The sequence below is a fragment of the Kitasatospora sp. NPDC032150 genome, assembly GCF_055579945.1.
On the sequence record NZ_JBVIMH010000001.1, the window covers coordinates 427,666 to 445,944 of the forward strand.

At 72.0% G+C, this 18,279-nt stretch carries 17 protein-coding genes; 5 read left to right on the forward strand and 12 right to left on the reverse strand.

Going from position 1 to position 18,279, the window contains the following annotated elements; genetic code table 11:
- Positions 1 to 62 precede the first annotated feature (62 nt).
- The 8 genes from ACZ5ON_RS01840 to ACZ5ON_RS01875 all read right to left on the reverse strand — a co-directional run bounded on the left by ACZ5ON_RS01840 (position 63) and on the right by ACZ5ON_RS01875 (position 7,527).
- A complete protein-coding gene (locus tag ACZ5ON_RS01840; protein WP_465583606.1) occupies positions 63 to 1,211 on the reverse strand; it encodes an aliphatic sulfonate ABC transporter substrate-binding protein in 1,149 nt (382 codons plus the stop codon).
- Positions 1,212 to 1,450: 239 nt separating this feature from the next.
- On the reverse strand, positions 1,451 to 2,794 hold the full coding sequence (locus tag ACZ5ON_RS01845) for a sulfate adenylyltransferase subunit 1 (protein ID WP_465583609.1): 1,344 nt from the start codon (positions 2,792 to 2,794) through the stop codon (positions 1,451 to 1,453).
- 2 nt (positions 2,795 to 2,796) lie between these two features.
- On the reverse strand, positions 2,797 to 3,762 hold the full coding sequence (cysD, locus tag ACZ5ON_RS01850; RefSeq protein ID WP_465583613.1) for a sulfate adenylyltransferase subunit CysD: 966 nt from the start codon (positions 3,760 to 3,762) through the stop codon (positions 2,797 to 2,799).
- A 208-nt stretch (positions 3,763 to 3,970) separates the two neighbouring features.
- On the reverse strand, positions 3,971 to 4,567 hold the full coding sequence (cysC, locus tag ACZ5ON_RS01855) for an adenylyl-sulfate kinase (protein WP_465583616.1): 597 nt from the start codon (positions 4,565 to 4,567) through the stop codon (positions 3,971 to 3,973).
- Positions 4,568 to 4,607: 40 nt separating this feature from the next.
- Positions 4,608 to 5,300 (reverse strand): phosphoadenylyl-sulfate reductase, encoded by a 693-nt coding sequence (locus tag ACZ5ON_RS01860; protein WP_465583621.1) that lies wholly within the window; start codon positions 5,298 to 5,300, stop codon positions 4,608 to 4,610.
- Positions 5,301 to 5,363: 63 nt separating this feature from the next.
- On the reverse strand, positions 5,364 to 5,537 hold the full coding sequence (locus tag ACZ5ON_RS01865; protein ID WP_465583624.1) for a hypothetical protein: 174 nt from the start codon (positions 5,535 to 5,537) through the stop codon (positions 5,364 to 5,366).
- Positions 5,534 to 7,258: a nitrite/sulfite reductase gene (locus ACZ5ON_RS01870; protein WP_465583627.1), complete on the reverse strand. Its 1,725-nt coding sequence runs from the start codon at positions 7,256 to 7,258 to the stop codon at positions 5,534 to 5,536. The genes ACZ5ON_RS01865 and ACZ5ON_RS01870 overlap by 4 nt, the downstream gene beginning before the upstream one ends.
- A gap of 185 nt (positions 7,259 to 7,443) precedes the next feature.
- Positions 7,444 to 7,527, reverse strand: coding sequence for a putative leader peptide (locus tag ACZ5ON_RS01875; RefSeq protein WP_317634116.1), 84 nt, complete (start codon positions 7,525 to 7,527; stop codon positions 7,444 to 7,446).
- A 280-nt stretch (positions 7,528 to 7,807) separates the two neighbouring features.
- Here ACZ5ON_RS01875 and ACZ5ON_RS01880 point away from each other — a divergent pair, with 280 nt between their 5' ends.
- Positions 7,808 to 9,064, forward strand: a complete 1,257-nt coding sequence (locus ACZ5ON_RS01880; protein WP_465583634.1) for a YihY/virulence factor BrkB family protein — start codon at positions 7,808 to 7,810, stop codon at positions 9,062 to 9,064.
- 64 nt (positions 9,065 to 9,128) lie between these two features.
- Here the strand turns inward: ACZ5ON_RS01880 and ACZ5ON_RS01885 are convergent, their stop codons facing one another.
- On the reverse strand, positions 9,129 to 10,436 hold the full coding sequence (locus ACZ5ON_RS01885) for a glycosyltransferase family 87 protein (protein ID WP_465583637.1): 1,308 nt from the start codon (positions 10,434 to 10,436) through the stop codon (positions 9,129 to 9,131).
- Between the two features lie 58 nt (positions 10,437 to 10,494).
- On the opposite strand from ACZ5ON_RS01885, the gene ACZ5ON_RS01890 reads away from it, so the two are divergent.
- The 4 genes from ACZ5ON_RS01890 to ACZ5ON_RS01905 all read left to right on the forward strand — a co-directional run bounded on the left by ACZ5ON_RS01890 (position 10,495) and on the right by ACZ5ON_RS01905 (position 15,836).
- The gene (locus ACZ5ON_RS01890; RefSeq protein ID WP_465583640.1) at positions 10,495 to 11,973 is read left to right on the forward strand and encodes a glycosyltransferase family 39 protein; all 1,479 of its coding nucleotides are present in this window, start codon (positions 10,495 to 10,497) and stop codon (positions 11,971 to 11,973) included.
- Between the two features lie 481 nt (positions 11,974 to 12,454).
- Positions 12,455 to 13,543: a ribosome small subunit-dependent GTPase A gene (rsgA, locus tag ACZ5ON_RS01895; protein ID WP_465583643.1), complete on the forward strand. Its 1,089-nt coding sequence runs from the start codon at positions 12,455 to 12,457 to the stop codon at positions 13,541 to 13,543.
- Between the two features lie 167 nt (positions 13,544 to 13,710).
- Complete coding sequence (locus ACZ5ON_RS01900) at positions 13,711 to 15,336, forward strand: DNA-3-methyladenine glycosylase 2 family protein (RefSeq protein WP_465583646.1); 1,626 nt, start codon at positions 13,711 to 13,713, stop codon at positions 15,334 to 15,336.
- Complete coding sequence (locus tag ACZ5ON_RS01905) at positions 15,333 to 15,836, forward strand: methylated-DNA--[protein]-cysteine S-methyltransferase (protein ID WP_465583649.1); 504 nt, start codon at positions 15,333 to 15,335, stop codon at positions 15,834 to 15,836. The genes ACZ5ON_RS01900 and ACZ5ON_RS01905 overlap by 4 nt, the downstream gene beginning before the upstream one ends.
- Before the next feature lie 167 nt (positions 15,837 to 16,003).
- On the opposite strand, the gene ACZ5ON_RS01910 is transcribed toward ACZ5ON_RS01905, so the two are convergent.
- The 3 genes from ACZ5ON_RS01910 to ACZ5ON_RS01920 form a co-directional block, all read right to left on the reverse strand.
- Entirely contained in the window at positions 16,004 to 16,546 is a 543-nt protein-coding gene (locus ACZ5ON_RS01910) for a MarR family winged helix-turn-helix transcriptional regulator (RefSeq protein WP_344636479.1), read from the reverse strand.
- Positions 16,547 to 16,827: 281 nt separating this feature from the next.
- Positions 16,828 to 17,448 (reverse strand): DUF305 domain-containing protein, encoded by a 621-nt coding sequence (locus ACZ5ON_RS01915; RefSeq protein ID WP_465583977.1) that lies wholly within the window; start codon positions 17,446 to 17,448, stop codon positions 16,828 to 16,830.
- 137 nt (positions 17,449 to 17,585) lie between these two features.
- Entirely contained in the window at positions 17,586 to 18,266 is a 681-nt protein-coding gene (locus tag ACZ5ON_RS01920) for a DUF3105 domain-containing protein (protein WP_465583654.1), read from the reverse strand.
- Positions 18,267 to 18,279: the final 13 nt, after the last annotated feature.

Below are 18,279 nucleotides of genomic sequence, written 5' to 3' on the forward strand. Positions count from 1 at the left end.
GTCCGGTGACTGGGCATCGACGGGGACGGAGCGGGGGCGGGCCACGGAGCTGTGCGGGGCGGCTACTTGGCGCCGAGTCCGGCGTCCGCGACGGCGGGTCGGCCCTTGGCCCGGAGCACCTTGTTGAGCAGGGTCAGGTCGTAGATCCCGGCCAGGTCAGGCTTCTTGAGCAGTCCGGCGGTCACCGCGTGGTCGGCCTCGGTCTGCAGGGTGGCGGCCAGCGGGTCGTCGACGAAGTCGATGTCCTGCCAGGCCGGGTCGAGGACCGCCGCGTCCAGCGCGCTGCCGCTGTCTGCCTTGAGCTGGGCGTTGGCGTCGGCCTTGGCCCGGTCCGGGTTGGCCTTGATGTAGGCGTTGGCGTTCACCGAGCCGCGCAGTACGGCCTCGACCACGTCCGGGTGCTCCTTGAGGAACTTCTGCGAGACGATGATGTTGGTGATCACGAACTTGCCGTCGGGCCACAGGGACTTCTCGTCGAGGAGGTCCCTGGCGCCGAGGGTGACCAGCTTGGAGGCGGTCGGTTCGGGCACCCAAGCGCCGTCGATGGAGCCGGACTTGTAGGCGTCGGGGGTGACCTTGTTGTCGGTGCGGACCACCGAGACGTCCCCGCCGCCGGTCTGCGCATCGACCCGGTAGCCCTTGCCGGCCAGGTAGTTGAGCAGCGCGACGTCCTGGGTGTTGCCCAGCTGCGGAGTGGCGATCTTCTTGCCCCTGAGGTCGTCCGGCGACTTGATCCGGTCGGGGTTGACCACCAGCCTGACGCCGCCGGAGGCGGAGCCGCCGATGATCCGCAGCGACTGTCCGTTCGACTTGGTGTAGCCGTTGACCGCGGGGGAGGGGCCGATCCAGCCGATGTCGATGGAACCGGCGTTCAGCGCCTCGATCTCGGCCGGACCGGCGTTGAAGGTCTGGGCCCTGATCCGGGTGGCGCCCAGCTCCTTCTGGAAGAAGCCGTCCCCCAGGCCGACCAGTGCGGTGCCGTGGGTCAGGTTCGGGAAGTAGCCGATCTTCACGCTGTCGGCGGAGAGCTTCGCGCCCGAGGAGGCGGCCGGGGCCGCGCTGGGGGTGGAGTCGGCCGCCTTGGAGCCGTAGCCGCAGGCCGAGAGCAGGCCGACGGTGGTCAGGGCCGCCACGGCGGCGGTCGCGGACCGTCTGATCCGGCCGGGGCCGGGGCGCTTGCGGGTATGCGGGATCGCCGGGTTCGGTGCCATGGGAGTCGTCCTGTTCGTGGAGGTCGGGGTGGTGTGCGGCCGGCGTCGGGATGCCGGGCAGGCCGGGCGGTCGGCGAAGGGACGGCCCGGTGGCGGGGCTCAGCGCCCGAGTCCGCCCGCACATCGGTTCAGACCGCCCCGGCCGCTGCCGAGGGACCCTCCCCCACGCTTCGCGCGGGGGTACCCCCTGCCGGTGCGGTCGCCTTCCTCGTCCATGCCCGAGAACGCCTCGCTGGGCATCAGACCCATTCCTCCTCAACGCGTTCGGTGGCGCGTACGGTCTCGAAGGCCTCGCCCGCCATGCCGGCGGTGAGGGTGGTGCCGTCGGCCGGGTCGATCAGCAGGAACGAGCCGGTGCGGCGGTTGTCCGCGTACTCGTCCAGAGCCAGCGGCTCGGCGGTGCGGAGCGTCACGTGGCCGATGTCGTTGACGTTCAACCCCTCGGCGCCGGAGCGCTGTTCGAGGCCCCCTTCGCTGATCGGCGCATTGATGTCGATGCGGTACGAGATGTCCTTGACGAGCGCGCGCACGGTCCGGGTGGTGTGCTTGAGCAGCACCTTGTCCCCGGCGCGCAGCGGGCGCTCGTCGAGGTGGCAGACGGTGGCCTCGATGTCCTTGGTGGGCACGGGAGCCTGGCCTGCCGCGATCAGGTCGCCGCGGGAGATGTCGATGTCGTCGGCGAGGCGGACGGTGACCGACCGGGGGGCCCAGGCGATGTCCGTCTCCGCACCGAGGGCGTCGATGGCGGTGACGGTGGTGGTGTGGCCGGAGGGCAGGACGGTGACGGTGTCGCCGACCCGCAGCACGCCGGAGGCCAACTGCCCGGCGTAGCCGCGGTAGTCGTGGTACTCCTCACTCTGCGGGCGGATCACGTACTGGACGGGGAAGCGGGCCGGCTCCAGGCTCGGGTCGGTGCCGACCGGGACGGTCTCCAGGTGCTCCAGCAGGGTCGGGCCGCCGTACCAGTCCATGCGGGCGGACGGCTCGACCACGTTGTCTCCGGCCAGTGCGGAGATCGGGACGGCGACGACGTCCTTGACGCCGAGCGAGGCCGCGTAGGAGGTGAACTCCTCGGCGATGGCGGCGAAGACGGGTTCGGCGTAGTCGACCAGGTCCATCTTGTTGACCGCCAGCACCACGTGCGGGACGCGCAGCAGGGCGGCGACGGCGGCGTGGCGGCGAGTCTGCTCGACCACGCCGTTGCGGGCGTCGACCAGCACCACGGCCAGTTCGGCGGTGGAGGCGCCGGTGACCATGTTGCGGGTGTACTGCACGTGGCCGGGGGTGTCGGCGAGGATGAAACGGCGCCTGGGGGTGGCGAAGTAGCGGTAGGCGACGTCGATGGTGATGCCCTGCTCGCGCTCGGCGCGCAGGCCGTCGGTGAGCAGCGCGAGGTCGGGCGTGTCCTGGCCGCGGCTTTGGGAGGCGCGTTCCACGGCCTCCAACTGGTCGGCCAGTACGGACTTGGAGTCGTGCAGCAGACGGCCGACCAGGGTGGACTTGCCGTCGTCGACGGATCCGGCGGTGGCGAAGCGCAGCAGCGAGGTGGCGCCAGTGTTCTCGAGACGGGGGGTGGTGGTCATGGTTAGAAGTACCCCTCGCGCTTGCGGTCTTCCATGGCGGCCTCGGAGAGCTTGTCGTCGGCCCGGGTGGCGCCGCGTTCGGTGAGGCGGCTGGCGGCGATCTCGGCGATGACGGCCTGGATGTCGGTGGCGTCGGAGTCGACGGCGCCGGTGCAGGACATGTCGCCGACGGTGCGGTAGCGGATCAGCCGCCGCTGGGGCGTCTCGTGTTCCTTGGGGCCGCCCCACTCGCCGGCGGTCAGCCACATGCCGCCCCGTGCGAACACGTCGCGCTCGTGGGCGTAGTAGATCTCCGGGAGGTCGATGTCCTCGCGCTCGATGTACTGCCAGACGTCCAGCTCGGTCCAGTTGGAGAGCGGGAAGACGCGCACGTGCTCGCCGGGAGCGTGGCGGCCGTTGTAGAGCGACCACAGCTCGGGGCGTTGGCGGCGCGGGTCCCAGGCGCCGAACTCGTCACGCAGCGAGAAGACCCGCTCCTTGGCGCGGGCCTTCTCCTCGTCGCGGCGGCCGCCACCGAAGACCGCGTCGAAGCGGTTCTTCTCGATGGCGTCCAGCAGCGGAACGGTCTGCAGCGGGTTGCGGGTGCCGTCCGGGCGCTCGCGCAGCAGGCCGCGGTCGATGAAGTCCTGGACGGAGGCGACGTGCAGCCGCAGGTTGTGCTCGGCGACGGTCCGGTCGCGGTAGGCGATGACCTCGGGGAAGTTGTGCCCGGTGTCGACGTGCAGCAGCGAGAACGGGATCGGCGCCGGCGCGAAGGCCTTGAGCGCCAGGTGCAGCATGACGATCGAGTCCTTGCCGCCCGAGAACAGGATCACCGGCCGCTCGAACTCCCCCGCCACCTCGCGGAAGATGTGCACCGACTCCGCCTCCAGGGCGTCCAGGTGCGACAGCGCGTGGGGGTACCCCCGGCCGGCGGCCGGGGGAGGGTTCTCGGTGGTGTCCACCAGGCTCCGGGTCGCCGTCGTCATGCGAGACTCCTAACGCTCTGCTGAACGGTGATGAACTCTGCAGGTCCAGCCGGTCGGCTGGAGCTACCGCCGGGTCGGCGGGAAGTGATGCCTGTGGAGCTGGTGCAGGACCTCGTCCTGGGTTCGTTCCGGAGGCCGTCGGCCGCGAAGCAGGAAGGTCCGCCGGGCGACCGGAGGAGGCTCTGGCCCTTCGGGGTCAGGGTGGAGATCAAGCCAGACCCCTCTCGGTCAGGAATTGGTGCAGCTCGGCGGCGGACTCGGCCACCGAACGGTCCTGCGTCTGAATCCGCAGCTCCGGGTTCTCCGGGGCCTCGTACGGGTCGTCCACACCGGTGAGGCCGGACAGCTCGCCGGCGGCCTGCTTGGCGTACAGGCCCTTGACGTCGCGCTCGGAGCAGAGCTCGACGGGGGTGGCGACGTGGATCTCCAGGAACTCCGTGCCGTTGGCGGCGTGGCGCTCGCGGACGGCGGCACGCGAGTCGGCGTAGGGCGCGATCACCGGAGCGAGCACCTTGACGCCGTTGGCGGCCAACTTCTGGGCCACGAAGCCGATCCGGGTCACGTTGGTGTGCCGGTCCTCCCGGCTGAAGCCCAGTCCCTTGGAGAGGAACTCGCGGATCTCGTCACCGTCCAGGACCTCGACCCGGTGGCCCCCGGCGCGCAGCCGATCGGCGAGGGCGAAGGCGAGGGTGGTCTTGCCCGCGCTGGGCAGCCCGGTCAGCCACACGGTGGCGCCGCGCTCGCAGGGGGCGGCCGCTGGGGCCGCCTCCGCGGCTCCCCGGGCGGCCAAGGTGTTGGCTGTCATCACGGTGATGTCCTTTGCGGATAGTCGATTTGACGCATCGTCAGGAATGGATGCCGCACTCGGTCTTGCCCGAGCCGGCCCACCGGCCGGTCCGGCCCGACTCGCCCTCGGCGGGCTTGGCGGTGCAGGAGAGCGGCGAGCATCCGATGGAGGTGTAGCCCTCCCACAGCAGCGGGTTGAGCAGGACCCCGTTGGCGTTGACGTAGGCGTCCACGTCGTCCTGGGTCCAGCGGGCGATCGGCGCGATCTTCACCTTGCGGCGCTTGGCGTCCCAGGACACCACCGGGGTGCCCGCGCGGGTCGGCGACTCGTCGCGGCGCAGGCCGGTCGCCCAGGCGTCGTACCCGCCGAGGCCGCGGTTGAGCGGCTCGACCTTCCGCAGCGAGCAGCACAGGTCCGGGTCGCGGTCGTGCAGTGCGGGACCGTACCGGGCGTCCTGCTCGGCCACGGTGAGCTTCGGGGTGAGCGTGATGACGTTGACCGGGAGGGTCGCCGCCACCGCGTCCCGGGTGCCGACGGTCTCGGCGAAGTGGTAGCCGGTGTCCAGGAACACCACGTCCACGCCGGGGAACACGGTCGAGGCCAGGTGGGCGACGACGGCGTCCGCCATCGAGGAGGTGACGCAGAACCGCTTGCCGAAGGTGTCGGCGGCCCAGCGCAGGATCTCCTGCGGGGTGGCCTCCTCCAGCTCGCGGCCGGCCCGGTTCGCGAGCTCCTCCAGATCAGTGCTCACGCCCCCTCCTCGCTTCGCCCGTCGGGTCCTTCGCACGATGCGCGGCTCCCACCGACTCGCTCGCTACTCCCGCTCATGTGCCGTGCTCCCGTCGGCAGTCGACAGCAGTCCCAGGAACTTCAGCTGGAAGGCCCGGCGGCAGGCCGCACACTCCCAGGCGCCGTGGCCGGACTCGGACGGGCGCAGGTCCTCGTCCCCGCAGTACGGGCAGTAGAACGGTGCCGCGCGCTCGCTCACGACAGCGCCTCCTCGTCGGCGCGGGCGGTCCACTGGGCGAACCGCTCGCCCTCGCGGCGCTCGGCCTGGTAGCGGGTCAGCAGCCGCTCGACGTAGTCGGGCAGGCCGTCCTTGGTGACCTTGAGTCCGCGGACCTTGCGGCCGAACCCGGCCTGGAGGCCGAGTGCGCCGCCGAGGTGCACCTGGTAGCCCTCGACCTGCTCGCCGTCCTTGTCCGTCACCAGCTGGCCCTTGAGGCCGATGTCCGCGACCTGGATCCGGGCGCAGGCGTTCGGGCAGCCGTTGATGTTGATGGTCAGCGGCTCGTCGAACTCCGGCAGGCGCCGCTCCAGTTCGTCGATCAGGGTGCGGCCGCGCTCCTTGGTCTCGACGATGGCGAGCTTGCAGTACTCGATGCCGGTGCAGGCCATGGTGCCGCGGCGGAACGGGGAGGGGGTGACCCGCAGGTCCAGCGCCTCCAGTCCGGCCACCAGCGACTCGACCCGGTCCTCGGCGATGTCGAGGATCAGCATCTTCTGCTCGGCGGTGGTGCGCAGCCGGTCGGAGCCGTGCTCGGCGGCGAGGTCGGCGATCTGCGAGAGCAGCTTGCCGTTGACCCGGCCGACGCGGGGGGCGAAGCCGACGTAGAACCTCCCGTCCTTCTGTCGGTGCACGCCCACGTGGTCGCGCCAGCGGCCGCTGGGCTCCTTCGGGGCGGGGCCGTCGATCAGCCGGTGGCGCAGGTACTCGTCCTCCAGTACCTGACGGAACCTCGCAGCGCCCCAGTCGGCGACCAGGAACTTCAGCCGGGCGCGGTTGCGCAGCCGGCGGTAGCCGTAGTCGCGGAAGATGGCGATCACCCCGCCGAAGACGTCCGCGACCTCGTCCAGCGGTACCCAGGCGCCCAGTCGCACGCCCAGCCTGGGGTTGGTGGAGAGTCCGCCGCCGACCCAGAGGTCGAAGCCGGGGCCGTGCTCGGGGTGCACCACGCCGACGAAGGCGACGTCGTTGATCTCGTGTGCCACGTCGAGCAGTGGCGAGCCGGAGATGGCGGACTTGAACTTGCGCGGCAGGTTGGAGAACTCGGGGTTGCCGATGAAGCGGCGGTGGATCTCCTCGATGGCGGGCGTGCCGTCGATGATCTCGTCCTCGGCGACACCGGCGACCGGCGAGCCGAGGATGACGCGCGGGGTGTCACCGCAGGCCTCGGTGGTGGACAGGCCGACGGCCTCCAGCCTCCGCCAGATAGCCGGCACGTCCTCGATCCGGATCCAGTGGTACTGGACGTTCTGTCGGTCGGTCAGGTCGGCGGTTCCCCGGCCGTACTCCTCGGAGACCTCGCCGATCGCCTTCAGCTGGGCGACGGTCAGCCGGCCGCCGTCGATGCGCACCCGCAGCATGAAGTACTCGGCGTCCAGCTCGTGCGGGTCCAGGATGGCCGTCTTGCCGCCGTCGATGCCCTCCTTGCGCTGGGTGTACAGGCCCCACCAGCGCATCCGGCCGCGCAGGTCGGCGGGGTCGATGGAGTCGAAGCCCCGGTGCGCGTAGATCGTCTCAATACGTGTCCGCACATTGAGACCGTCGTCGTCCTGCTTGAACTGCTCGTTGGCGTTCAGTGGAGTGAAGTGGCCCATGCCCCACTGGCCCTCGCCACGGTGGCGGGTCGCCTTGCGGGCGGCGGCGGGGCGGCGAACAGGTGCGCTCTCGGCCGCGGGCTCGACCGTCTCGGGAGTGGTTGCCATGGTGTCGTCCTTAGGCAGCAGGCTGGGGGCGGGGCTGGCAATCCCGGCCGCGAAACCGCTTTTGACCTGCGAATATCAAGAGACGCAGGCAGGCGGTGACCTCGGCCGGAGGGCGCCGTTTCGTCCGCGTCTGCGGGGATGGCAGGTGGTGGCGCCGGGTGCGGTGGTGGCAGCGGGGGTGGGGCTCAGGTCACCGGACAGATGGCGCTGGACACGCGAAGGAGATCGACGTGCAGTCGACCTACCAGGGTGGCTCCGGCGCTAGGCATGGCAAGAGATTCGCACGGCCGGCGACCCGCGGTCCACTAACATCCGAATAGTGGACTGATTCATTCCATGAAATGAGACGCCTTGGGGAGCGTCCAGACCGGAGCCGCTGCGTCAGATGTCGCTCCGTACCGGTGCGTCCGAAGTCGCCCGCTCGCTCCCTTATACGTGTCGTACGGGATGCCACCGGCGGCGCCGTCCGGCGGGGAGCCCGCGGGCGTTGCCGGCGGGCGCATCGCCGCTCGGACCGGCGGTGGGTACCGGGCCCGCTACCGTAGGGGAGTGCAACCAGCAGGGGAAACCTCCAGGACGACGCCCGACCGGCCTTCGCGACGCCGCGGCAGGCGTCGGCGTGCCAGGGCGGCATGGCGGACCACACTCTGGGCACTCATCAAGGACACCACCAACACCTGCGTCGAGTACCGGGTCACCGGACTCGCCGCGGAGGCCGCGTTCTTCACCCTGCTCTCCATCCCGCCACTGCTGCTCGGTCTGGCCGGCACCCTCGGCTACCTCGACGAGATCCTCGGCGCCGGCACCATCGACAAGCTCAAGCAGGACATCGTCACGGCAGCCGGGACGGTGCTCTCGCCCAGCTCGATCGACCAGATCGTCCAGCCGCTGCTGACCGGGGTCTTCGACAGAGCCCGACCCGACCTCATCTCGATCGGCTTCCTGTTCTCGCTCTGGTCCGGCTCACGCGCGCTGTACATCTTCATCGACACCATCACCGTGATGTACGGGCTCGACGGGAAGCGCGGCATCGTCAAGACCCGGCTGATGTCGCTCGGCCTCTACCTCGGCGCCCTGGTGATCGGCTCGCTGGTGCTGCCGCTGCTGGTCGCCGGCCCGGGACTGGTCGTCTACGAGCTGCCCATGGCGGCGGGCGTGATCAACGCGCTGTACTGGCCCGCCACCATCCTGCTGCTGGTCGCCTTCCTCACCACGCTCTACCACGTGGCCGTCCCGGTCAGCACCCCCTGGCGCGAGGACATCCCCGGCGCGTTGGTCGCCCTCGGCGTGCTGGTGGTCTGCAGCGTGCTGCTCCGGATCTACCTGATCCACTCGGTCGAGGGCCCCACGGTGTACGGGTCGCTGGCCGCACCGGTGGCGGTGCTGCTGTGGATCGGCGTGGTGGCGCTGGCCGTGCTGATCGGCGCCGCGATGAACGCCGCCATAGACCGCAGGTGGCCCACGGTCGAGACCGCCGACGCGCGGGCCGAGAACGAGCGGGCCGACGAGGAGGCCGCAGCGGCGGCGTTCCGCGAGGTCAGCGCGCGGCGGGCGGTGGAGCGGGCCAGGCTGGCGCGGGAGCTCGGGCTCGGCGAGGGCCACGAGGAGGACCTGGAGGACGAGGAGGACGACATCGACGTCCCGTCCGAGTACCCCGAACGGTGGGCGGAGATCCTGCCGCCCAAGGACCTGCGCGGACGCCTCCGCGCCGGCGGCATCCGCCGCCAGCCCCCGCCCCCACCCGACTCCGACCGCCCGGGCAGCCGTTCGGGCGGGCCCCACCACGGGCCCTGGACCGGTCGGTAGCGCTGCACGCGGTCCGCAGCGGCGGTCCCTCGTGTTCGAACGGCGCAGCCCGCTGACGCCGGGTTCAGGATTCCGCCACGGCGGGCCGGCCGCGCAGCACCCCGCGCACCCGGGGCCGGGCCGCCGTGCCACGGAGCTGCGCCCTGCCGCCCCGGCGGGTGGCCCGGTGGAGCCGACGGGCGGAGAGGAGGGCGGCGGCCAGTAGGAGCAGGTCGCGGGTGGCAAGTAGGAGCACGGCGGTGGGTGAGCCGTCGACCAGGGCCCGGCCCAGGAACGGGAACACCGCCATGGTCAGCGGACAGGCCGCCAGCACCAGGCAGGCCACCGGCCGCTGCGAGCCCTCACGGTGCAGCAGACAGACCGCCGCCAGCGCCACCAGCCACACCAGGTACTGCGGGCTGAGCACCCGACTGGTCACCGTGAACAGCAGCACCGCCGTCAACGCCGCATCCGCCGTCACCCACCGGGCCCGCAGCGCCCCCGGGTCGGCCCGCAGCCGCCACCACACCAGCCACCCGAGCGCCAGTACCGTGCACACCTCGCTGACCAGCGTCACCACCGGGACGTACGGCCCCAGGAACTCGGTCGAGCCGTAGTTGACGGCGGCTCGGCCCGACCAGCCCAGGTGCCGGGCGAGATGGAACGGCAGCGCGCCCAGCGACTCGAACTGGATGCCCCGCTCCCGCTGCGCGGTCAGGAACCCGTACGCCCCGGGCGCGGTGAGCGCCACCCCGCCGCCCAGCAGCAGCAGGCCGAGCGCCGTCGCCGTCCAACTGCGCCGGGTACTCGGACCGGGTGCCGTGCCGACCAGTAGCAGCACCGGCCACGCCTTGATCAGAGTCCCGAGCGCGACCAGTAGCCCGAACACCCGGTCGCCGCGTGCCGTGCCGCGGCGGGCCACCAGCAGCGCCGCCGCCGCCACGGCGGCCACCACGACGTCGAACCGGGTCCACGGGACGGTCCACAGCAGCGGCAGCCCGGCCGTCCACAGCCAGAGCGGCGCCGTACCGGCCACGGAGCCGACGCCGGAGCGGAGCGCCCGGCCCAGTCCGGCCAGCACCGCCAGGTCGCACAGCGCGCACAGCAGCACGAAGGCGCGGTCGTACCCGGCGAAGGGGAGCAGCGCGGGCGCCATGACCACCCCCGCCGCGCCGGGCGGGTACTGCCAGGTGTCGTCATCGACCGGGAAGCGGCCCCCTGACAGCACGTCGAACCAGCCGTGGTACACGTGCGAGACCGAGTAGTCGAGCGGGTCCGTGGTCGCGAACGGTCCGACCTTGAGCGCGCCGGCCACCAGGACGGTACGGCTCAGCAGCCAGACCAGGACCGGCGCGACGACAGGCGGGACGCCGCGTTTCAGATGGGTGGTCACCAAGCAAGTGTCACCGGCCGGTTCGGCCCCGAACGGGCATTGCGCATACTGGATGACCGTGACCGGAACCGTGACCACCGACAAGACGGCGACGCCGGCGCGGCGCTGGCCCGTCCTCCTCCCGCCGGCCCTGCTCACCCTGCTGCTGGGGCTCTGGGGCGTCGAGCGGGGCGGGAGCATCTGGCGGGACGAGGTGGTGAGTTACCAGGTCGCCCACCGCAGCCTGCCCGAGATCTGGCGGCTGCTGCACGAGATCGACGCGGTGCACGGGCTGCACTACCTGCTGCTGAACACCGTCTTCCGGTTATGGGACGGCGGCCTGCCGGCCCTGCGCCTGCCCTCGGTGCTCGCGATGGCGCTCGCCGCCGGAGCACTCGCCGAGACCGGCCGCCGGCTCGCCGGGCGCCGCGCCGGACTGCTGGCCGGTCTGGTCTTCGCGATGGTGCCCGCCGTCCAGCAGTACGCGCAGGAGGGCCGCAGCTACGCCTCGGTGTGCGCGGCGGTGGTGCTCGGCAGCCTGCTGCTGGTCCGCGCCTGGCAGCGCCCGACGGCTCGGGCCTGGACGGCGTACGGCGCGGTGATGCTGATCGGAGCGCTGCTGCACGAGTTCGCGGTACTGGCGGTGGCCGCCCACGCGTTGACGCTCTGCTGGGGCCGGGCCGGTCGCCGGGTGTGGGCCGGCTGGGCCGTGGCGGCCGCGGCCGTGCTGGCGGGCCTGTTGCCGTTGATCCTGATCAGCCGGGCGCAGGCGGACCAGGTCGCGTGGATCACCACGCCCGGCTGGTCCGACATCTGGGCGCCGGCCCTGACCAGCGCCGTCGGCGCGCTCTGCGCCTGCCTGCGGCAGCCCGCCGCTCCCGGCGCGCCGTGCCGGGCCCGGGCGTTGGCGCTTCCGCTGTTGGTCCTGCCCCCGGCGGCGCTGATCCTGGTCTCCCTTCTCGACCCGCTGTACGTGGACCGCTACGTGGTCTTCAGCTACGCCGGTCTCGCCCTGCTGCTCGGCCTCGGTGTCGACCGCGCCTGGGCCCGGCTGCCGCGTGCGCTGACCGAATGGCCCGTCCCGGGACGGCCGGTGGTCGCCCGGTTGGCGCTGGCCGTCCTGGTCCTGGCGCCGCTTCCGCTGGAACGCGGGCTGCGGACCCCGCAGAGCAGGCCCAACGACGTGGCGGCGGCCGCCCGCGCGGCACGGGACCTCGGGCGTCCGGGAGACGCGGTGCTCTTTGTCCCCGGCGCCCGCCGGGAGGCCGCGCTCTACGACCCGGCCGCCTTCGCAGGGTTACGCGACCTGGCGTTGGCACGGACCGGTGCGGACTCCGGCACCATCAACGGCGTGGAGACCGGATCCGAGCGGATCCGTGCCGTGGTGGCCACCCAGCGCCGGGTGGTCCTGGTCACCGACCCGCGCCCACGGGCCGGTGCCTCCGCGCGCGACCAGGCCAAACTCGCCGCACTGGCAGCCAGGTTCATGCCCTGCCGCACCCGGGCGGTACATGGCATCACGGTCACCCTCTACGCGGTCCGGGGAGCCTGCGGCTGACCTGCGCGATGAAGGCCAGCTAGATGACTGGGCGTCAGAAAGGCTCTTTTTCAGATTAGTTGATCACTCGAGCGCTGTCGGGAGTCGCCCCTGCGACATGGTGGGCCGACTACGCCCGGAGCCCTGTCGATGGTCGTCGACGGCCCGGGAGCGAAGCGATGGCGCAGGCCGAGCAGCGACGGGCGGTCCGCGCTCGGGCCGTGGTGGTGCCCCGCCGATAACCGGTGGCGGCGACGGGCGCCCCGGACTACGGTGGCGTTGTTCGGGACGGTCCGTCAGGGGCCGTGCCGTCGGCTGTCGAGATGACGAGGGAGGTGGCGACCGTGGTGGCTGTCGTTGTCCGGCGCGTTGCCCGTGCCAAGAAGACCGGCGTTCCTACCTCCGTGGTCTCCGGCCGACCCCCTCTCGCAACCATGCGCTGACGCCCGAGCGTCGAACGCGCGCGGCCGGGGCCACCCTTTTCCCTGAAGGGTCATCCCCGTTGAACAACTTCTCCGTCGCCCCCCTGCTGTCCGGCTTCGGCTGGGACGAGGCGTGGGCTGCCGAGTTCACTCCCCTCGCCGAGGCCGGACTCACCCCCGCGCGTATCGCCCGGGTGGACCGCGGCCAGTGCGAGGTCGTGCTCGCCGACCCCGAGTCGGGCGAGTTCCGGACCGTACGGGCCGACTCGCGGCGGGTCCTCGACTCCGACCCGGTGAACAACCCGTGCACCGGTGACTGGACGGCCGTCGACCTGGCGGCCGAACCGATGGCCACCCTGGCGGCGCTGCTGCCGCGCCGTACCGCGATCGTCCGCAAGGGCGCCCGCATGAGCTCGGTGGGACAGGTCCTGGCGGCCAACATCGACTCCGTACTGATCGTGGTGTCGCTCACCGCCGAACCCGACCTCGGCCGGATCGAGCGCTTCCTGTCCCTGGCCTGGGAGAGCGGCGCCGAACCGCTGGTCGTCCTCACCAAGGCCGACACGGTGGACGACGCCGAGCACATCAGGTCCGATGTCGAACGGATCGCGCCCGGCGTGACCGTCCTGGTGGTCAGCGCCGAGACCGGCGAGGGGATCGACGTCCTGCGCGCCCGCCTCGGCGGTTCGACCGCGCTGATCGGCCAGTCCGGAGCGGGCAAGTCCACCCTGACCAACGCCCTGACCGGGACGGACACCATGGCCGTCCAGCGGACCAGGGACCGGGACGGGAAGGGCCGGCACACCACCACCACCCGGGAGCTGATCCCGCTGCCCGGCGGCGGCGTGGTCATCGACACCCCCGGGCTGCGCGGGGTCGGCCTCTTCGGTGGCGAGGGCCTGCGGCAGGCCTTCGGCGAGATCGAGGAACTGGCCGAGGACTGCCGCTTCCACGACTGCGGCCACAACACCGAACCCGGCTGCGCCGTGCGGGCCGCGCTCGCCAACGGCACGCTCTCGGAGCGCAGGTGGGAGAGCTACCTCAAGCTCCAGCGTGAGAACGAGTGGATCGCCTCCCGGACCGACGCCCGGCTGGCGGCCGCCCGACTGCAGCGGTGGAAGGCCGTGGCCAAGAGCATGCGCGGGCCGAACAGCCCGACCCGCCGCTGACCCTCGCCGTCCACCGCCGTGCGGCCGCTCCCGACCCCGGGGGTGGCCGCGCGGCGCCCGCTCCGACCGGCGGTCGCACGGCGCCCTGCCCCGCGACTCCCGCGCTGCTGACGGTCGTGTCCGATTTCCGCCAGTCGATGCCTCTCCGGTGACGCAGACTGGACAGCGTGATCGACGACGACACCCGCTACCGAGCCGTGGACAGCAGGGACGCCCGTTTCGACGGAGTGTTCTTCACTGCCGTCCGCACCACAGGCATCTACTGCCGGCCGAGCTGCCCCGCGGTGACTCCGAAGCGGGTGAACTGCACCTTCTTCCCCACCGCGGCGGCCGCGCAGGGCGCCGGCTACCGGGCCTGCCGTCGCTGCCGTCCGGACTCCGTCCCCGGGTCGCCCGAGTGGAACCACCGGGCGGACCTGGTGGGCCGCGCGATGCGACTGATCGGTGACGGAGTGGTGGACCGGGAGGGCGTCGCCGGGCTCGCCGACCGACTCGGCTACAGCTCACGCCAGTTGCAGCGCCAGCTGACCGCCGAACTCGGGGCCGGCCCGCTCGCACTCGCCAGGGCGCAGCGCGCCCAGACCGCCCGCCTGCTGCTCCAGACCACCGAACTGCCGGTCACCGAGATCGCGTTCGCGGCCGGCTTCGCCTCGGTCCGGCAGTTCAACGAGACGGTCCGCGAGGTCTACGACCGCACCCCGAGCGGTCTGCGCGCCGAGGTGGCGGGCGGCCGCCGCAAGCCGGCCCGAGGCGGCACGATCAGCCTCCGGCTCGCCTACCGGGGTGCCCTGGACAGCGAGCACCTGTTCGACTTCCTCACCTTGCGCGCCGTCCCCGGCGTGGAGGAGGTCATCCCCGGCGTGCAGACCGGGGTGGATGCAGGAGCCAAGGCCGGGCCGGGCGCCGACGCGCCGTCCGGTTCGGCCGCCGGAGCACGGAACGGCGTGCGCACCTACCGGCGCACCCTGGCGCTCCCGTACGGCCACGCCGTCGCCGAGGTGGACGGCCTCGGCCCGGACACCGATCCGCGTCGCGGCTGGCTCGACTGCCGCCTGCGCCTGACCGATCTGCGCGACCTCACCACCGCCGTGCACCGCCTGCGGGCGCTCTTCGACCTGGACGCCGACCCGGACGCCGTGGACGCCCGGCTCGGCGCCGACCCGGTGCTCGGTCCTCTGGTCCGGGCCCGCCCCGGCCTCCGTTCGCCCGGCCATGTGGACCCGCACGAACTGGCGGTTCGGGCGGTGCTCGGCCAGCAGGTCTCCGTCGCCGCCGCGCGTACGCTGGCCGGGCGGCTCGCGGGCAGGTACGGCGTGCCGCTGGCGGAGCCGGACGGCGGGCTGCGGGTGCTCTTCCCGAGCGCCGCCGCCCTGGCTGGGGCGGAGCCGGGCGACCTGGCCATGCCACAGTCCCGCCAGCGGGCACTCACCGGCCTGTGCACCGCGCTCGCCGGCGGCACGGTTCGGCTGGACGGTGGCGTCGACCGCGAGCAGGCCGCCGCCGCGCTGCTCGACCTCCCCGGGATCGGCCCGTGGACGGTCGGCTACCTGCGGATGCGGGCCCTCGCCGACCCGGACGTCTTCCTGCCGACGGACGCCGGGGTCAGGCACGGGCTGATCCGCCTCGGGCAGTCGGGCGACCCCAGGGCGGCCACCGCGGTCGCGCAGACCTGGGCGCCGTGGCGCTCGTACGCGGTCCACCGGCTGTGGTCCACGGCCTCGGCTGCGACCGGGGACGCGGAGCGGATAACTTCGGGCAGTGTTTCGAACAGTACGAAGGGTGAACAGGCATGACGACGGTGTTCACGACCATGGAGAGCCCGCTGGGCGTACTGCTGCTGAGCGGTGTCCTGGACGGCAACGGTCCGGCCGCACTGACCGCGGTGACCGCCCCCGGCCAGAAGGGGGCACTCGCCGAGCCCGCCCCCGACTGGGAACCGGACGCGCTGCCGCTGGCCCCGGCCGTGGAGCAACTGACCGCCTACTTCGCCGGTGAGCTCACCGTCTTCGACCTGCCGCTGGCACCGGTCGGCACCGAGTTCCGCCAGCAGGTCTGGTGTGCCCTGGAGGACATCCCGTACGGGACCACCGTCACGTACGGCGAACTGGGGGCGGCGGCCGGGCAGTCGCCGCGAGCGGTCCGAGCGGTCGGCGGGGCGGTGGGGGCCAACCCGCTGCTCGTGGTCCGGCCGTGCCACCGGGTGATGGGCGCCAACGGCGCACTCACCGGCTTCGCCGCCGGGATCGAGCGGAAGCGCTGGCTGTTGGAACACGAGCGCGGAACGCTCTTCTGACGTCCGGTCATCCGTCAGGGCCGCGGGGTTGGTGCTTCCAGGGGGAGAACTTCCCGCCGGGAGAGGCACTTTGAGGGTCGCGGGGAACTGCGCGAGAAGCCGAGCACTTCGGCGGAGGGTTGGCCGCACGGTTCCTCGGCTCCTGCCGGGACGTTCCGTGTGGAGGGTCAGAGACCGGGGCGGTCCTCGGGGGCGCCCGGGCCGGACAGGGCGGTGGCGAGCTGTTCCAGGCCGGGGAGGGCGCGCATGACGGCGTCGCGATCGGCCGGTGAGAGGCTCTCCAGGGCGTCGGCCATCCGGCGTTCGTGAGCGCGCTGCCAGTCCCTGAGCTGCTGATGCCCGGCCTCGGTCAGGGCGATCCGGGCGGTGCGGCGGTCACCGGGGTCGGCCTGCCGGTCGACGAAGCCGGCCTCCAGCAGCTTGCCGACCAGCCCGCTGACGGTGTTCGGGGCCAGCCGCTGGCGCGCGGCCAGTTCGCCGACCCGCAGTGGTGCGGCGGCCAGCGTCTGGAGTAGTTCGACCTGCGCCATCGGCAGCGATTCCCACGGGTACTCGGTGCGGATGCTGCTGCGCAGCGCGCGGCGCAGCCTGGTGATCACATCGGTGAGTCGCTGGGCGCGCTCGATCGCCACGGCCTTCTCCAGTGCGGACTCGTCACCGGTGTCGGTGGGGTCGGGGGAGGTGGGAGAAGGGTTGGGCAGCGATGGCATGGCGGACAGCGTAGCGCCTCTTATGTCGCTGGTTCGGCCCGCGACCAGCTCTGTCGACGATTGCATCGCATGCCGAGATGATCGTCAGAAGTTAATGTCTGCATGCGAGTGGTTCTGTGTGCGACATGGCTTGAGGCGCCTGCCTTTCCTGGTTCTGCTACTCGCAGGCGCCGACCAGTACCGCTCTCCAAGAGGTGACCCGCACGCCAAGCAGGACGGGGTGTGGTGGGCCAGCCGGTCCACCACACCCCGTCCTGCTTCGCAGGTCGTCCGATCGCCCGTCAGGAGAGCGGCTTGGCACCGCGCTCCGCGAGCATGCCGGTGATCAGATCGATCTCGGAGCGCTGCCCGTTGACCATGGTCTGGGCGAGCCGCTTCTCCACCGGGTTGGTGCTGAGGTCGACATAGCCCTGGGCCATCGCGACCCCGCCCTTGTGGTGCTCGATCATCAACTGGAGGTAGTACACCTCGGCGTCCCGGCCGCTGAGCCCGCGCAGTCTGTCCAGTTCGGCGTTGGTGGCCATGCCCGGCATCAGCGAGCCGTCGTGCGCCGCGTAGGCGTGGTCCATCTTCATCCACGTCATCGGCGGGGCGGCCGAGCTCTGGGTCAGCCCCCACTGGTCGAGCCAGCCCATCAGCATCCCGCGCTGGTTGGCCTGGGTGTTGATGATGTCGAACGCCAGGTTGCGGACCGCGGGGTCCTGGGTGCGGTCCCGGACGATGAACGACATGTCGATCGCCTGCTGGTGGTGCGTCGCCATGTTCCGGGCGAACCCGGCCTCGGGCGAGTCGGTCGACGGCGCGGCCGCCACCGTCCCCGCCGCGGTCGAACCGCCGGCCATCAGCGCCGGGGTCCCCAGCCCGAGGGCCACGGCGGCGGCCAGCGCGGCCGGCCACCACATCCGCCGCCTGCGCGGCTTCACCAATTCCTCGATGTGCTCGATCGTCTCCGCCGCGTCCACGGATTCCACGGCCTCCACCGCCTTCTTCGGGTGCGGATCGTCCACGGTCACGCTTCCGGCCACGCCCTCACCACCGGTCACTGGGCGGTGCTGCACGACGCGCCCGGCTCCTGGGTCTGCGGGCCCTGCACGTACTTGGTGAAGAACTCGTCCACGCGCGGGTCCTTGGCGTTGTCCAGGACCAGCTGGGTGCCCCAGGCGGACAGCGTGATGGTGCCCTTCTCGTCCGGGTACGGGCTCATCAGCGAGTACGGGGTCGCCTTCACCTTGGCCGACAGCGTCTTGAGGTCGTCAGCGGTGGCCTTGGCGTTGTAGGTGACCCAGACCGCGCCGTGCTCCAGCGAGTGCACCGCGTTCTCGTTCGCGAGCGGCTTGTCGTAGACCGTGCCCATGCAGTTGGCCCAGACCGGGTTGTGGTCGCCGCCGACCGGGGGGGTCTGCGGGTAGTTGACCTTGGTCTCCACATGGTTGCGGGAGAGGTCGGAGTAGGTCTTCACGCCCGGGATCGGGGCCTTCGCGGCGGTGTCCTTGGCGTCCTGCTTCGACTTGGCGTCCAGCGCGACCCAGGCGCCGACGCCGATCATCCCGGCGACCAGCACGCTCGCCGCGCCGATCGCCACGAACTTGTTGCGCCGGTCGCGGCGCTGCTCCGCGGCCCGGAGCTCGGCGATCCGAGCCCGTCGGTCGGCCGCCCCGGCCTTGCCTGCCGCGGGCTGGTCGTTGCCCGGCTTGTTCGACTGCTTCGATGCGGAACCCATGGGAAGTGTCCTT

Coding starts and splice junctions, on each gene's coding strand:
- ACZ5ON_RS01905 (WP_465583649.1), top strand. CDS start 15,333: ATGACGACGGTGTTCACGACCATGGAGAGCCCGCTGGGCGTACTGCTG.
- ACZ5ON_RS01915 (WP_465583977.1), bottom strand. CDS start 17,448: ATGTGGTGGCCGGCCGCGCTGGCCGCCGCCGTGGCCCTCGGGCTGGGG.
- ACZ5ON_RS01910 (WP_344636479.1), bottom strand. CDS start 16,546: ATGCCATCGCTGCCCAACCCTTCTCCCACCTCCCCCGACCCCACCGAC.
- ACZ5ON_RS01870 (WP_465583627.1), bottom strand. CDS start 7,258: ATGGCAACCACTCCCGAGACGGTCGAGCCCGCGGCCGAGAGCGCACCT.
- ACZ5ON_RS01840 (WP_465583606.1), bottom strand. CDS start 1,211: ATGGCACCGAACCCGGCGATCCCGCATACCCGCAAGCGCCCCGGCCCC.
- ACZ5ON_RS01845 (WP_465583609.1), bottom strand. CDS start 2,794: ATGACCACCACCCCCCGTCTCGAGAACACTGGCGCCACCTCGCTGCTG.
- cysC (WP_465583616.1), bottom strand. CDS start 4,567: ATGACAGCCAACACCTTGGCCGCCCGGGGAGCCGCGGAGGCGGCCCCA.
- cysD (WP_465583613.1), bottom strand. CDS start 3,762: ATGACGACGGCGACCCGGAGCCTGGTGGACACCACCGAGAACCCTCCC.
- ACZ5ON_RS01875 (WP_317634116.1), bottom strand. CDS start 7,527: ATGCCTAGCGCCGGAGCCACCCTGGTAGGTCGACTGCACGTCGATCTC.
- ACZ5ON_RS01920 (WP_465583654.1), bottom strand. CDS start 18,266: ATGGGTTCCGCATCGAAGCAGTCGAACAAGCCGGGCAACGACCAGCCC.